This is a genomic window from Mesorhizobium sp. B2-8-3 (genome assembly GCF_006440815.1).
GTDB lineage: Bacteria > Pseudomonadota > Alphaproteobacteria > Rhizobiales > Rhizobiaceae > Mesorhizobium.
In genome coordinates, this window is record NZ_VFTW01000001.1 from 114619 (window position 1) to 127701 (window position 13083).

Annotated in this window: 16 protein-coding genes; 11 read left to right on the plus strand and 5 right to left on the minus strand. The window is 63.2% G+C overall.

Features of this window, described 5'->3' with window-relative positions; genetic code table 11:
- Positions 1 to 346 precede the first annotated feature (346 nt).
- The 5 genes from FJ418_RS00580 to FJ418_RS00600 all read left to right on the plus strand — a co-directional run bounded on the left by FJ418_RS00580 (position 347) and on the right by FJ418_RS00600 (position 3691).
- Positions 347 to 1873, plus strand: coding sequence for an ABC-F family ATP-binding cassette domain-containing protein (locus tag FJ418_RS00580; RefSeq protein ID WP_140863023.1), 1527 nt, complete (start codon positions 347 to 349; stop codon positions 1871 to 1873).
- 132 nt (positions 1874 to 2005) lie between these two features.
- On the plus strand, positions 2006 to 2395 hold the full coding sequence (locus tag FJ418_RS00585) for a nuclear transport factor 2 family protein (protein WP_140647545.1): 390 nt from the start codon (positions 2006 to 2008) through the stop codon (positions 2393 to 2395).
- 91 nt (positions 2396 to 2486) lie between these two features.
- Positions 2487 to 2669: a hypothetical protein gene (locus FJ418_RS00590; RefSeq protein ID WP_041012788.1), complete on the plus strand. Its 183-nt coding sequence runs from the start codon at positions 2487 to 2489 to the stop codon at positions 2667 to 2669.
- Positions 2670 to 2813: 144 nt separating this feature from the next.
- Positions 2814 to 3230, plus strand: a complete 417-nt coding sequence (locus tag FJ418_RS00595; RefSeq protein ID WP_140647546.1) for a glyoxalase/bleomycin resistance/extradiol dioxygenase family protein — start codon at positions 2814 to 2816, stop codon at positions 3228 to 3230.
- Between the two features lie 107 nt (positions 3231 to 3337).
- Complete coding sequence (locus FJ418_RS00600; protein ID WP_140863025.1) at positions 3338 to 3691, plus strand: DUF1428 family protein; 354 nt, start codon at positions 3338 to 3340, stop codon at positions 3689 to 3691.
- Positions 3692 to 3746: 55 nt separating this feature from the next.
- Here the strand turns inward: FJ418_RS00600 and FJ418_RS00605 are convergent, their stop codons facing one another.
- Together FJ418_RS00605 and FJ418_RS00610 are read right to left on the minus strand one after the other, a co-directional pair.
- Positions 3747 to 5381, minus strand: coding sequence for a tetratricopeptide repeat-containing sulfotransferase family protein (locus tag FJ418_RS00605; protein ID WP_140863027.1), 1635 nt, complete (start codon positions 5379 to 5381; stop codon positions 3747 to 3749).
- A gap of 192 nt (positions 5382 to 5573) precedes the next feature.
- The gene (locus FJ418_RS00610) at positions 5574 to 5975 is read right to left on the minus strand and encodes a Kazal-type serine protease inhibitor domain-containing protein (RefSeq protein ID WP_140863029.1); all 402 of its coding nucleotides are present in this window, start codon (positions 5973 to 5975) and stop codon (positions 5574 to 5576) included.
- Between the two features lie 449 nt (positions 5976 to 6424).
- Between FJ418_RS00610 and FJ418_RS00615 the strand changes: the two genes are divergently transcribed.
- The 3 genes from FJ418_RS00615 (at position 6425) to FJ418_RS00625 (ending at position 7772) form a co-directional block, all read left to right on the plus strand.
- On the plus strand, positions 6425 to 6637 hold the full coding sequence (locus FJ418_RS00615; RefSeq protein WP_006202520.1) for a cold-shock protein: 213 nt from the start codon (positions 6425 to 6427) through the stop codon (positions 6635 to 6637).
- A 238-nt stretch (positions 6638 to 6875) separates the two neighbouring features.
- The gene (locus FJ418_RS00620; RefSeq protein WP_006202521.1) at positions 6876 to 7088 is read left to right on the plus strand and encodes a cold-shock protein; all 213 of its coding nucleotides are present in this window, start codon (positions 6876 to 6878) and stop codon (positions 7086 to 7088) included.
- 270 nt (positions 7089 to 7358) lie between these two features.
- Entirely contained in the window at positions 7359 to 7772 is a 414-nt protein-coding gene (locus tag FJ418_RS00625) for a BA14K family protein (protein WP_140647550.1), read from the plus strand.
- Positions 7773 to 7841: 69 nt separating this feature from the next.
- Here FJ418_RS00625 and FJ418_RS00630 read toward each other — a convergent pair whose 3' ends face one another.
- From FJ418_RS00630 to FJ418_RS00640, 3 genes are all read right to left on the minus strand, one after another.
- Positions 7842 to 8483: an MBL fold metallo-hydrolase gene (locus tag FJ418_RS00630; RefSeq protein WP_140863031.1), complete on the minus strand. Its 642-nt coding sequence runs from the start codon at positions 8481 to 8483 to the stop codon at positions 7842 to 7844.
- A 215-nt stretch (positions 8484 to 8698) separates the two neighbouring features.
- Positions 8699 to 9007 (minus strand): hypothetical protein, encoded by a 309-nt coding sequence (locus tag FJ418_RS00635; protein ID WP_140863033.1) that lies wholly within the window; start codon positions 9005 to 9007, stop codon positions 8699 to 8701.
- A 146-nt stretch (positions 9008 to 9153) separates the two neighbouring features.
- Positions 9154 to 10047 (minus strand): branched-chain amino acid aminotransferase, encoded by an 894-nt coding sequence (locus FJ418_RS00640; RefSeq protein WP_140653382.1) that lies wholly within the window; start codon positions 10045 to 10047, stop codon positions 9154 to 9156.
- A gap of 262 nt (positions 10048 to 10309) precedes the next feature.
- Here FJ418_RS00640 and FJ418_RS00645 point away from each other — a divergent pair, with 262 nt between their 5' ends.
- From FJ418_RS00645 to FJ418_RS00655, 3 genes are read left to right on the plus strand one after another with little or no spacing between them, the layout of a single operon-like run.
- Positions 10310 to 10837, plus strand: coding sequence for a MarR family transcriptional regulator (locus tag FJ418_RS00645; protein WP_140647554.1), 528 nt, complete (start codon positions 10310 to 10312; stop codon positions 10835 to 10837).
- Positions 10824 to 11543: a response regulator transcription factor gene (locus FJ418_RS00650; RefSeq protein ID WP_140863036.1), complete on the plus strand. Its 720-nt coding sequence runs from the start codon at positions 10824 to 10826 to the stop codon at positions 11541 to 11543. The genes FJ418_RS00645 and FJ418_RS00650 overlap by 14 nt, the downstream gene beginning before the upstream one ends.
- A gap of 50 nt (positions 11544 to 11593) precedes the next feature.
- On the plus strand, positions 11594 to 13009 hold the full coding sequence (locus tag FJ418_RS00655; protein ID WP_140653379.1) for an ATP-binding protein: 1416 nt from the start codon (positions 11594 to 11596) through the stop codon (positions 13007 to 13009).
- Positions 13010 to 13083: the final 74 nt, after the last annotated feature.

Here is a 13083-nt window from a genome sequence, read left to right on the forward strand (position 1 = left end):
GCTTGTGGGAGAAAGAAAGTGCGGCCCACTTGCCCTCACCCTCGCCTTTGATGTAGTCGCTCAGCATACTCGAACGTCTGGAAAGGAGGGCTGCGTGAACTACTATCACCATCGTCAGCGTGGCCCGATTTGTGCCCTGCGGGCTTGCTTGCAGGGCTGACCAGGACGGTCCGGGTTTTCCCGCTTCGATTTTTGGTCTGCCCTTCGTGGTGCCGCTGAGTGTGGCCTGATGGCCTGCCGGCGCACCGTCAAAGTGCATTGAGCCGCTAGAGCATGATCCCGAAAATGGGAACCGTTTTTCAGGATCATGCTCCGACAAAGTGTCGGCAAGACCAGAGATATCGACATGGCCCTGATCAGCCTCAAATCCCTCGGCGTCACCATGAGTGCGCCGCTTTTTTCCAATCTCGACCTCATCATCGGCGCCGGCGACCGGCTCGGCATCGTCGCGGCCAATGGCCGTGGCAAATCCACCTTGCTCAAATGCCTGGCCGGCGAATTCGAAGCCAGCACCGGCGACATCACCCGCTCGCGCGGCTTGCGCGTCGGCCATGTCGAGCAATCCGTCCCCGACGCGCTGCTCGACCGCAGCTTCCATAACGCCGTCGCCGATGCTTTGCCGCCCGAACAGCGCGACAGCGAGCTCTGGCGCGTTGACGTGGTGCTGGATTCGCTCGACGTGCCGGAGGACATGCGCGAGCGGAGAATGCGCGCCTTGAGCGGCGGCTGGCAGCGGCTGGCGCTGATCGCGCGCGTCTGGGTCACCGATCCGGACGTGCTCCTGCTTGACGAGCCAACCAATCATCTCGACCTTGCCAGGATCAGCCAACTCGAGACATGGCTCAACGCGTTGCCCCGCGAGGTGCCGGTGATCATCGCCAGCCACGACCGCGCCTTCCTCGACGCCTCCACAAACCGCACACTGTTCCTGCGTCCGGAGGACTCACCGGTGTTCGCCTTGCCGTATTCGCGCGCCAGGCAGGCCCTCGACGAGGTCGATGCGGCGACGGCGCGGAAGTTCGAGCGCGACATGAAAACCGCCCAGCAGCTGCGCAAGCAGGCCGCCAAGCTGAACAATATCGGCATCAATTCCGGCAGCGACCTTTTGACGGTGAAGACCAGGCAGCTCAAGGAGCGGGCGGAGAAGCTGGAAGATGCGGCGGTGGCGGCTCACCGCGAACGCTCGGCCGGCGCGATCCGGCTCGCCAACCGCGGCACCCACGCCAAGGTGCTGATCACGCTCGAGGACGCGGCGGTCGAAACCCCTGACGGCACGCTGCTGTTCAGGACCGGCAAGCGCCATATCTGCCAAGACGATCGCATCGTGCTGCTCGGCCGAAACGGCGTCGGCAAGACGCGCTTCATCGCGATGATCCGCGACGCCGTCGCCGCGCCAGGTTCGGTCGCGAACGTCAAGGTGACGCCCTCGACCGCGCTCGGCTACAGCGATCAGGCGTTGTCGGGCATCGATGGCGACGACACGCCGCTGGCGATGCTCTCGCGCCGCTTCGATGTCGGCGAGCAGCGCGCCCGTTCTCTGCTCGCCGGCGCCGGCATCGCCATCGAAATGCAGGAGCGGAAGATCGGCCTTCTGTCCGGCGGACAGAAATCGAGACTGATGATGCTGGTACTGCGGCTCATCCATCCCAATTTCTATCTGCTCGACGAGCCGACCAACCACCTCGATATCGACGGTCAGGAAGCGTTGGAGGACGAATTGCTGAAGCATCAGGCGAGCTGCCTGCTTGCCTCGCATGACCGCTCTTTCATCCGCGCCGTCGGCAATCGCTTCTGGCTGATCGACAGGCGGCGGCTGACCGAAGTCGACGACCCGGAAGCGTTCTTCCGCTCCGTCGCCGAAACGCCGAGCTGAGAGACGATACATCTGCCGGGCCAGCATTCGAAGCAACGCCGGCCCGGCAGGCTTTGCTGCCGGCCCGGCAATACTTTTCCATCTGCTAAAAAAGGAGCATCTTGAATTGCTCAGCCATGGAGGGAACGGGCCATGCGTGCAGTGGAAATCGTCAGCAATCTCTACAAAGCCTATGCGGACCGCGACATCGAGGGCGCCCTCGCCCATTGCGCCGAGGATGTCGTATTCCGCTGGATTGCCGATCCCCGGCAATCGCGTCATGCCGGCACCGCGCATGGCAAGCAGGAATTCCTCGCCAGGCTCCTGGCGCTCGACGATGACTTCGAATACCGGCACTTCGTCCCGGTCGAGATCATCGACGGCGGCGACAAGGTCGCCGCGCAGGTCGAGATCTACATGACACGCCGCGCCACCGGCGAGGAGTTCATCATGCGCACCGCCAATTTCTGGACGGTGCGCGACGGCGAGATCATCGAGATGGTGGAATATTACGACACCGCGCTGGCGGCGTCGGTGTTCTGAAAAGATTGAGGCGATCTGTCGGATCGCCTGTTGCCGCCTCGTCCTTGGGATGCCGACACGGTGATGCCGGCATCAACCAGGGAGAACCAACATGTCGGTACTGTCATCCATCGGCCGCCTCGCCAACCGGTATGCCGCGGCGCGTGCCCGTCATCGCAGCGAGCGCATCCTGCTTTCGCTGCCCGCCGAGTTGCGCAAGGACATCGGCTTTCCGGAGATTTTCGAAACGCGGGAAAGCCGCCGTGCCGCCACCTTCTCGGCGAAGGTCATATAAAGTGGCATACCAATGCGATTGTTCTCCGGTCGCCCCGGCTGCCGGGAACCGGCCCTTTAAGAAATTTTCGGGAGGCATGTAGGATCGCCGCCGGTTCGTCCGTCCTTGGGTGGCCAGATCAACCCCGTGAAGAGGAACACGAGAATGAACGATCAGACCCCGCCCCGCGCCAAGGTCCTTGGCGGATTGACCCCCTACCTGCAGGTCGACGGCGCCATCAAGGCCGCCGAATTCTACAAGAAGGCTTTCGGCGCGGAGGAAGTGTTCGCCTATCCGCCGGACGACAAGGGCCGCACCATGCACATCCATCTCTACGTCAACGGCTCGACGCTGATGCTGGGCGATGCCTATCCCGAGCACGGCCATCCGCACCAGGCGGCGCAGGGCTACACGCTGCAGCTCCATCTCGGCGGCGACGATATCGATGCCTGGTGGAAGCGCGCGGTCGATGCCGGCTGCGAAGTCGTCACCCCGCTGCAGGTGATGTTCTGGGGCGACCGCTGGGGCCAGGTGAAAGACCCCTTCGGCGTCGCCTGGGCGATGAACGCGCCGGTGAAGTGATTTCCTGGCGAGCAGCGGCGCCCGCCAATGGCGGGCATGTCGCGCTCACTCGCGCCGGGTCGCACCCCGCCGGCCCGGCGCCTGATTTCAGCAAAGAGGAGTCCACCATGTCCTATGTCGATGGCTTCGTGCTCGCCGTGCCGAAGGCAAGTCTCGATGCGTACAAGAAAATGGCTGCGAACGCCGGCGCCGTCTGGAAGGAGCATGGCGCGCTCGCCTACGTCGAATGCGTCGGCGACGACGTGCCCTATGGCGAGCTGACCTCGTTCCCGCGCGCCGTGCAGGCGAAGGACGATGAGATCGTCATCTTCGCCTGGGTCGTCTACGAGTCCAGACAGAGCCGCGACGCGGTCATGGCCAAGGTGATGGCCGACGAGCGCCTCAAGATGGACTGGTCTGCCATGCCGTTCGACGGCAAGCGCATGATCTTCGGCGGCTTCCAGCCGTTCGTGGAGCTTTGAGGAACTCGGCCCTTCGCTTCGTCATCCTATGACGAAGCCGAGAGGCTTCGCCCTGCTATGCTAGCTTATCCAGCAGCGGCTTCAGCCGGTCCCCATACCGCTTCCACAGATCGACCGAGCCCTGATACATCGGCTGGCGCACCTGCGCCGCCGATGCGGTACGCACCGGCCGGTCCGTCTCGTGGAACGACAGGACCTTGTCGTCCCAGGGCAGGCCGAGATACGCCATCAGCGCCCGCGTCTGCCCTTCCTGGTCGGCGATGAAATCCTCGTAGCGCACATCGTGCACGACGCCCGGCAGCACGTTGTGCCAATGCGCCATAATGTCGGTGTAGAGGTTGTGGAAATCGGCGAGCTCGCCGAGATCATAGCCGTAGCGATGGCTGTCGCCGCGGAAATGCACCTTGAAGATCGACAGGCACGTCGCCGCCGCGTCGCGCGCGCAATGGACGATCTTGGCCTTCGGCAGCATCATGTGCAGGAAGCCGACCAGAAGGAAGTTGCCCGGCATCTTGTCGGTGACATGGCGGTACCCCGGATAGCGGCTATGCAGCATGTCGAGATAGGCCTGGCCGGCTTCGGCGAACGCCTTGCCGGGCATGTCGGCGATACCGGCCGGGAAGCCGCCCGGCATGTTCATCGGAAACTGCTTGCCGACGGCCGTCTTCAGGATGTTCAACTCGCCGGCGCCAAGGACCTGTGGGTGGCTGGCGATGATCTGCTCGACCAGCGTGGTGCCGGAACGCGGCATGCCGACGACGAAGATCGGCGTGTCGTCGGAAATGCCGCTTGGGTTGTGCTTTTCGAAAAAGGCTGTGTCGAAGGCCGCCTTCATCGCCTCGAATTCGCCGCGCGTGCGCGCGGGATCGTAGTCGATCGCCTTGCGGCGGATGGCATTGCCCTCGGCGAAATAGTCGAAGGCGCGGCCATAGTCCTTGAGGTCGTCATTGACCTTGCCCAGGCCGAAGGAGAGCTGCATGCGCGCCAGGCTGCCCTGCGGCGCCTTGGCGTGCTCGGCCTCCATGCCGGAAAGCTCCTTGTCGCGCTCGGTCTGGCGCTTGACCTGCGTAAGCAGCAGCCAGGCCCTGGCCATGTTCGGGGCGATCGCCAGTGCCTGGCGGGCGAGATCGGTTGCCTCGTCGAGCTTGCCCTTCTCCATCATCGCGACGCCCAGCCCGTAGAGCAGCTCGGCGTCCTTCGGCCGGATCGACAGCGCCTCGCGGAACAGCTTGATCGCCTCGTCCAGCCGCCCGGCTTCCTGCAGCGTTTCGGCGAGACCGACACGCGCGCGGACATGGAACGGATTGCGGCCGATCGTGCCGCGATAGATCTCCTCGGCGGCGTCGAACTGCCCGAGCTGCGTCAACGACGAACCGAGATTGTCGCGCGCGGCCAGTTGGTCGGGCCGGATATCGACCGCGCCGCGGAAGAAATCGATCGCGGCGGCGACGCGCCCGATGTCACGCATGACCGTGCCCATATTGTTGAGGAAGTCGGCATTCTCGGGTTGCAGCGTCACCGACTGCTCGATGAGATCGAGCCCTTCCTCGCTCCTGCCGGTCTGGTGCAGCAGCAATCCGAGGAAATGCAGCGCGGCGGCATGGTTCGGCTGCTGCCCCAGGACCTGCCGGTAGAGCGCCTCGGCCTCCTGGCGGCGCCCCGCCTGATGCAGTTGCAGCGCCTTTTGCACATACGGGTCGAGCGGGCTGGCCGAGCCACCTGGCCTGCCGCCGGCGTTTGCCGCTCTTCTGTGATCTTTGCTAATGGGAAACCTGCCGTATTTGTTGGTCCGCCGGACCTAAGCCATGCGGGCAAGAGATTCAAGACAAAGCGTCAGCGCGCGTCGCGGTGTCCATTTGCGCGGATGGACACCGCGGTTTTCTCAGCACGGCCCGTCGCCGACGATGCGATAGTCCGCCGCGCGGGCCTCGCATGCGTTCGGGAAGGTGCGCACTTGCCCATGTCGCCTGGCGCAGACCGGCGCGTATTCGCGCGTGCAGAACGTCTGCTCCCCGCCGCCACCGCCTCCACCACCACCATCGCGGCAAGGACCGTCGCGCACGATGCGGTAGCCTTCCCTTTCGGCCAGGCAGGCATTGGCGAAGGTCTGGCGGTCGCCGCCGCGCCGCGCGCAGACCGGTTCGTATTGCATGGTGCAGAGCTGCGGATGTGGCCGGGGCGGCCGGGGGCGCGTCCCATCGTCGACGACGACGGTACAGGCTGCCAGCAGCGCGGACAGCATGAAAATGACGACGCCCTGCCGCCAGACCGCAAGAAACCGCATAAGTCCCTCCTCCATCCCGACGCGTGATGCCGGCTCGCGATATCCTCGCATCCCGCGCGGTAAACGCAACCATCGTTTGTGGAGCGCACGACCCATGGTCGCCACCCTCATGCTGGCCCATGCTTGGCCCGTCTCTGGCCGATGACCGGTGATGAGGCCGGGTCTATCGAGGCCCCAGCGTTGGACGCGCCGCGGGCCGCCCGCGAGCGTCGTCTTGCAAGCATCACGTTTCCGTGTAATAAAAATCATGTTCGGGCATTTGCGACCCGGAGAGCGGAACGTTTTGGACGACCTTTCCCCGATAAGTGTGAATCTCTGACAACCCCGTTTTTCGGCGGGGGGTTTGACCATGCGCGAATGCATGACCGCCGAAGCAACCACCGGGATTTGCCCGAGGCGCGAGGCAGCGGGCGAACCACAAGACTGACACGGGTGAAGGAGTTTCCCCAATGGCCCAGACCGGTACCGTAAAGTTCTTCAATGCCACCAAAGGCTTCGGCTTCATCACGCCGGATGGTGGCGCCAAGGACGTGTTCGTCCACATTTCCGCGATCGAGGCCTCAGGCCTGCGTACGCTGGTCGACGGCCAGAAGGTCACCTTCGACGTCGAGCCGGACCGCATGGGCAAGGGCCCGAAGGCGGTCAACCTGCGCGCCGCCTGATCCCCGCAACAGCCTTATCCTTGCGGATGCAATGGTGCGGCAGGATCATGAACCGGCTTCTGCACAGGCCTGAAATTGCGAAGGCGCGACCGAGACGGTCGCGCCTTTTTTGCGCGCAAATGCTTGGATCGGCAGGCGAAAACTTTCTCTTGCCGATAGCGCTAAAATAAAGGACAAATTTCCTCTCGGGCAGTTTGCCGGCCCGAGACTTGACTTGATGGGATCAAAGGAGTTTCCCATGCCGCAGACCGGCACCGTCAAATTCTTCAACCATGCCAAGGGCTTCGGCTTCATCACGCCCGATGATGGCGCGAAGGATGTCTTCGTCCATATCTCGGCTGTGCAGGCGTCGGGCCTTCCCGGTCTTGAGGATGGGCAGAAAGTGACATTCGACACCGAGCCGGACAAGCGCGGCAAGGGTCCGAAGGCCGTCAATCTGTCGATCGGCTAAGCCGGCCCACGACGGATCCGACGGAGGCCTTTCAGGCGGGACCGCTCCCGCCCGGAATGGATCGTGCCCAGGCCCGGAAAAGTCGCCCCGACTTCAAAAAATTGCCCAGGCTCCAAAAGTCGCCCGGGCTTGAAAATCGGCAAGCCACGAAAAATCGTTTGCGCCGACTTCCGTTCAGCCTCCGTTCAGCCACGGTCTTCTATTAACCTTTGCTAAAGCCGGTCCGTATCCCCCGAAAAAATGCGCGGGCCGGCGCGAAGGAGACCGAAAATGAATAGCTTTCTCAAGACCGCCATTCTGAGCGTTGGCATTGCCGCGACCACCTTGGCCACCTTCTCGGCGGCCAATGCCGACGACTGGCGCTGGCACCATCATCGTAGTCACGGCGGTGACGCCCTTGCTGCCGGCGTCGTCGGCCTCGCGGCGGGCGCCCTGATCGGCAGTGCGCTCAGCAACCCTGGGCCGCGCTACTACGACCCGGCCTATGATGACGGCTATTATGTCGACCGGCCGGTGCGTCGCTACTACGTGCAGCAGCCGCGTGTCGTCTATGCCGACCGCTACGCCGAACCGTGGACCCGCGGCTGGTACGAGTATTGCTCGGATCGCTATCGCAGCTTCAATTCGCGCACCGGCACCTTCACCGGCAATGATGGCGCCCAGCATTTCTGCGTTGCCAATTAAGAAAACCCAGGGTTCCCTGCCCCAGGCAAAAGCGCCGCCTCCAGCGGCGCTTTTTCTTTGCCTGCGGGGTCAGGTCAGAAACGGATTGGTCCGCCGCTCGTCGCCAAAGCGGCTGCCCGGGCCATGGCCGCAGATGAAACCGATGTCGTCGCCAAGCGGCAGAAGTTTGTCCTTGATCGAGGCGATCAGCGCGGCATGGTCACCGCCGGGCAGATCGGTGCGCCCGATCGAGCCCCGGAACAGCACGTCGCCGACATGCGCGAACTTGGCCGCCCGGTTGTAGTAGACGACATGGCCCGGCGCATGCCCCGGGCAATGCAGCACCTCGAACCGATGCCCGCCGAAGGACACGACCTCGCCTTCGGTCAGAAAACGGTCCGGCACGCAATTGCGCACCGGGTCGGTGAGGCCGAAGCGCTTGGCCTGGTTCTCGAGATTGGCAAGCAGTGGTTTGTCGGCCTCGTGCGGTCCGATGATGTCGATGCCGAGCGCATCCTTCAGTTCCATCGCGCCGCCGGCGTGGTCGATATGGCCGTGCGTGATCCAGATCGCGCCGGCGGTGATGGCATTGTCCTTCAGCACCGACAGTATTTTGTCGACATCGCCGCCGGGATCGATGACGACGCCGTTCCTGTCGTCCATGTCGAACAGGATGGTGCAGTTCTGCTGGAAGGGCGTGACCGGCACGATGCTGGCATTGAGCTGACCCATGGCTTTCCTTTCCCACGCTTTCCTTCGAAGTGTCGCCTGATGTAGACAGCCCGGCGAACCTCGTCCACCATTGTCCGAACTTCGGCAGGAAATGCGCGGTCGAGGCGGCCGCCGGCCATGCTCCAAAACGAATGGGCGGCCGAGGCCGCCGGCCATGTTCCCAAAAGGAATGGGCGGCCGAGGCCGCCCATGGCATAGGTCCGAAAGAACCGGACCTATTTCTTCATCGCATTCATGACCGCGCCGATGATGCCGGTCAAGATCGCGCCACCACCAACGCCGCCGAGGAGGTTCTTCAGATCGAGCGCGCTGCCGATGCCACCCGCCGCCGCTGCCGCGTCAACGCCGCCGCCGCCGAGCAAACTGCCGAGAATGGCCGCGCCGCCGACGCCGCCGATCGCACCGCCGAGGATTTTGGTGACTTGGCCCATCGCCGCCTGCTTCAACGCCGCGCCAACCGCCTGGCCACCGATAATGCCGGCAATTACCTGTACAACGATCTGGATAATCGTGTTGCTGTCCATGTAACTAGTCCCTCCATAGCCGCCAGCCTCCTCGGGCCGACGCCATCATGAGACGCCGAATTGTTTGAAAGTCAAATGCGCGGGCGCTTAAATAAAAGGGGCGGCTCGAAAACCGCCCCTATTGCACAAAAAAGCTGTGACTATCGCTATTCTGCAGCGATTGCGTGCTTCGGCTGCACCGCGGCGGAATAGTCATTCATCAACGTCTTGGCGATCTCGCCGACCTCGAATCGGTATGGACCGATCTCGGAAACCGGCGTGACCTCGGCGGCGGTGCCGGTGAGGAAGCACTGCTCGAAACCTTCGAGTTCCTCCGGCATGATGACGCGCTCGATCAATTCGAAACCGCGGTCCTTCGCCAGGCCGATCACCGTGCGGCGGGTTATGCCGTCGAGGAAGCAGTCGGGCGTCGGCGTATGGATTTTGCCGTCCTTGACGAAGAAGATGTTGGCGCCGGTGGCTTCCGCCACCTGGCCGCGCCAATCGAGCATCATGGCGTCGGCGTAGCCCTTGGCCTCGGCGGCGTGCTTGGACAGCGTGCAGATCATGTAGAGGCCCGCGGCCTTCGACTTGGACGGCGCGGTGCGCGGATCCGGCCGGCGCCATTCGGCGACATCGAGGCGGATGCCCTTGAGCTTCTGCGCGGGATCGAAATAGCTCGGCCATTGCCAGATGGCGATGGCGCAGTTGATACGGTTGTTCTGCGCCGAAACGCCCATCTGCTCGCTGCCGCGCCAGGCGATCGGGCGCACATAGGCGTCCTGGAAACCCTGTTTCTTCAATAGCGTGCGGCAGGCCTCGTCGATCTCGGCGACCGGATAGGGAATCTTGAAGCCGAGCAGGCGCGCCGATTCATGCAGGCGCTCATTGTGTTCGGTCAGCTTGAAGATCTGGCCGCCATAGGCGCGCTCGCCCTCGAAGACGGCGCTGGCATAGTGCAGGCCATGGGTCAGCACATGGATCTTGGCGTCGGCCCATTTGACGAACTCGCCGTTCATCCAGATGAAGCCGTCCAATTGATCGAAGGGAACGGATGCCATGGAAACCTCCCGCGGGCGAGTGCCCGCAAATCGTTGTGTTTTAAAGCCTTTCGTACCGGCCCCGCCTCAGGATCCGAAAGACTGGCCAATGCTTGAAAGCGTAGGCGGATATTCAATCCGTGGCAAACTCAGGAAGTTCCAGAAAAACGGCTTCCCCTTGCCTTTTCGTTCGCAATCCGCCGAAAAGCTTGTCAAAAATTATCATTGTTCGGAAATTACGTCAATAGTACTGACATAATTCCCCGCCTCGCATGGAGAAATGATGACGAGCCCCGCAGCCGGTAAACCGATCAGGACGGCGATCGCCGATGAGGACGGCATCGACTTCGCCATCATCGAACTGTTTTTCTTCGCCTATCGCGATTTCACCTCCGATCCGGACCAGATCCTGGCCGATTACGGCTTCGGCCGCGCCCATCATCGCGTGCTGCACTTCGTCAACCGCAGGCCGGGCCTCACCGTCGCCGAACTGCTCGACGTGCTAAAGATCACCAAGCAGAGCCTCGCGCGGGTTTTGAAGCAGTTGATCGACACCGACCATATCGTCCAGGTGCAGGGTCCGCGCGACCGCCGGCAGCGCGAGCTCTATCCGACCGCCAAGGGTCGCGCCTTGGCCTTGGCGCTGGCACGGCCACAGTCACGCCGCATCCGTGCGGCATTGGAGGATTCCGGAACCACCGAACGCGCCACGATCGAGCGTTTCCTGGAAGCGATGGTCAATCCGGAACTAAGAGCGCAGATCGACATTGTGCCTGCGCAAACATCGGGGAAGAACCATGGAGACCATTGAGAAGGTTGATCATCCGTCAGCGCCCGACGATGACGCGCCGCATCTCCTGGTCGTCGACGACGACACGCGTATCCGCAACCTGCTCAAGCAGTATCTGTCCGAGAACGGTTATCGCGTCACCGTGGCCGGCAATTCCGGCGAGGCCAGGCGCAAGCTCGCCGGCCTCGACTTCGACCTTCTGGTGCTCGACGTGATGATGCCGGGCGAGACCGGCGTCGACCTCACCAAGGCGCTGCGGGCCGAGAAGAACGTGCCGATCCTGATGCTGACGGCGCTGTCCGAGACCGACAGCCGCATCACCGGGCTGGAAGCCGGCGCCGATGACTACCTGCCGAAACCGTTCGATCCGCGCGAGCTGATCCTGCGCATCAACAACATCCTGCGCCGTGGCGGCCCGGCGGCGACGCCGAAGGTGGAGCAGCTGGTGTTCGGGCCCTACACGTTCCAGATCGCCAAGCGCGAATTGAAGCGCGGCGGCGAGGCGCTTAAGCTGACCGACCGCGAGCAGGAGATCCTCGCGATCTTCGCTGCGCGTGCGGGTGAGACCATACCGCGCCATGAACTGGTGGGCGATGAATCGGATGTCGGCGAGCGCACCATCGACGTGCAGATCAACCGGCTGCGCCGCAAGATCGAGCGCGATCCGTCCAATCCGGTGTGGCTGCAGACGGTGCGCGGTATTGGGTATCGGCTCAGCGTCGAATAAGCTACCGTCGAGGGCCCTTTGCTGAACGGCCATCGACGAGCGGAAGGCGAATGGCGACCACGCAACTGGACAAGCCGAAAGGAAGCGGTCTCGGCGATCTCGCATTGCGGACGCTGAGGGCGATGCCGCGCGCCTGGAACCGGTTCTGGCGCCTGGTCGCGCTCTACATGCCGAAGCGGCTTTACGCCCGCTCGCTGATCATCGTGATCGCGCCGATGATCCTGCTGCAGTCGGTTGTCGCCTTCGTCTTCATGGAGCGCCATTGGCAGACGGTCACGCAGCGCCTGTCGCAGGCGACTATCTCGGACATAGCGGCCGTCATCGACATGATGGAGACCTATCCGCACGACGCCGATTACGCCAACATCATCCGCATCGCCCAGGACCGCATGCAGTTGAAGGTGGATCTGCTGCCGCCAGATCCGCTGCCGCCGCCCGGCCCGAAACCGTTCTTCTCGATCCTCGACGAGGCCTTGTCGTCGGAGATCACGAAGCAGATCAACCGTCCGTTCTGGATCGACACGGTCGGAAACTCCAACGTCGTCGAGGTTCGCGTCCAGCTTGAAGGCAAAGTGCTGCGCGTCTTCGTGCGGCGCAGCCAGGCTTATGCCTCCAACACCCACATCTTCCTGATCTGGATGGTCGGCACCTCGCTGGTGCTGTTGATGATCGCCATCCCCTTCCTGCGCAATCAGATCAGGCCGATCCTGACGCTCGCTGAGGCCGCCGAGAGTTTCGGCAAGGGTCGGCCGATGCCGCGCGATTTCCGCCCGCGCGGCGCCGAGGAAGTCCGTCGCGCCGGCTTCGCCTTCATCCAGATGCGTGAGCGCATCGAGCGCCAGATCGAGCAGCGCACCGCGATGCTGACCGGCGTCAGCCACGACCTCAGGACCATCCTCACCCGCTTCAAGCTGCAACTGGCGCTGGCCGGCGGCAAATCCGAGACCAAGGCGGCGCTGAACCAGGACATCGACGACATGCAGTCGATGCTGGAGGGCTATCTTTCCTTTGCCCGCGGCGAGGGGGCGGAGGATACCGGCCGTTTCGATCTCGAAACCTATTTCCAGAAACTCGGCGAGGAAGCCCAATTGCGCGGCTGCAAGCTCACGACGGCGCTGACCGGCGATCCGACAGTGCATGTGCGGCCGAACGCCTTTGCCCGTTTGCTGTCAAACGTGATCGGCAATGCCTTCCGCTATGCCAAGACCGTCGAGGTCCACGCCAATCACGGCCGCGGCTCGCTCACCGTCACCATCGACGATAACGGCCCCGGCATCGCGCCCGACAAGCGCGAAGAGGTTTTCAAGCCTTTCCTGCGGCTCGACGAGGCGCGCAACCTCGACGCCAGCGGCACCGGACTTGGCCTGTCGATCGCCCGCGACATCGCCCGCAGCCACGGCGGCGACATCGGTCTCGAGGACAGCCCGCTCGGCGGCCTGCGCGCCGTCATCAAGGTTCCTGCCTAGCCCGAGCATGATCCCGAAAAGTGAAAGCCGGTTTTCGGATAAGATCATGCTCGATCAAAAAAGCAGCTTCATCC

Coding starts and splice junctions, on each gene's coding strand:
- FJ418_RS00580 (WP_140863023.1), top strand. CDS start 347: ATGGCCCTGATCAGCCTCAAATCCCTCGGCGTCACCATGAGTGCGCCG.
- FJ418_RS00585 (WP_140647545.1), top strand. CDS start 2,006: ATGCGTGCAGTGGAAATCGTCAGCAATCTCTACAAAGCCTATGCGGAC.
- FJ418_RS00590 (WP_041012788.1), top strand. CDS start 2,487: ATGTCGGTACTGTCATCCATCGGCCGCCTCGCCAACCGGTATGCCGCG.
- FJ418_RS00595 (WP_140647546.1), top strand. CDS start 2,814: ATGAACGATCAGACCCCGCCCCGCGCCAAGGTCCTTGGCGGATTGACC.
- FJ418_RS00600 (WP_140863025.1), top strand. CDS start 3,338: ATGTCCTATGTCGATGGCTTCGTGCTCGCCGTGCCGAAGGCAAGTCTC.
- FJ418_RS00610 (WP_140863029.1), bottom strand. CDS start 5,975: ATGCGGTTTCTTGCGGTCTGGCGGCAGGGCGTCGTCATTTTCATGCTG.
- FJ418_RS00615 (WP_006202520.1), top strand. CDS start 6,425: ATGGCCCAGACCGGTACCGTAAAGTTCTTCAATGCCACCAAAGGCTTC.
- FJ418_RS00620 (WP_006202521.1), top strand. CDS start 6,876: ATGCCGCAGACCGGCACCGTCAAATTCTTCAACCATGCCAAGGGCTTC.
- FJ418_RS00625 (WP_140647550.1), top strand. CDS start 7,359: ATGAATAGCTTTCTCAAGACCGCCATTCTGAGCGTTGGCATTGCCGCG.
- FJ418_RS00630 (WP_140863031.1), bottom strand. CDS start 8,483: ATGGGTCAGCTCAATGCCAGCATCGTGCCGGTCACGCCCTTCCAGCAG.
- FJ418_RS00635 (WP_140863033.1), bottom strand. CDS start 9,007: ATGGACAGCAACACGATTATCCAGATCGTTGTACAGGTAATTGCCGGC.
- FJ418_RS00640 (WP_140653382.1), bottom strand. CDS start 10,047: ATGGCATCCGTTCCCTTCGATCAATTGGACGGCTTCATCTGGATGAAC.
- FJ418_RS00645 (WP_140647554.1), top strand. CDS start 10,310: ATGACGAGCCCCGCAGCCGGTAAACCGATCAGGACGGCGATCGCCGAT.
- FJ418_RS00650 (WP_140863036.1), top strand. CDS start 10,824: ATGGAGACCATTGAGAAGGTTGATCATCCGTCAGCGCCCGACGATGAC.
- FJ418_RS00655 (WP_140653379.1), top strand. CDS start 11,594: ATGGCGACCACGCAACTGGACAAGCCGAAAGGAAGCGGTCTCGGCGAT.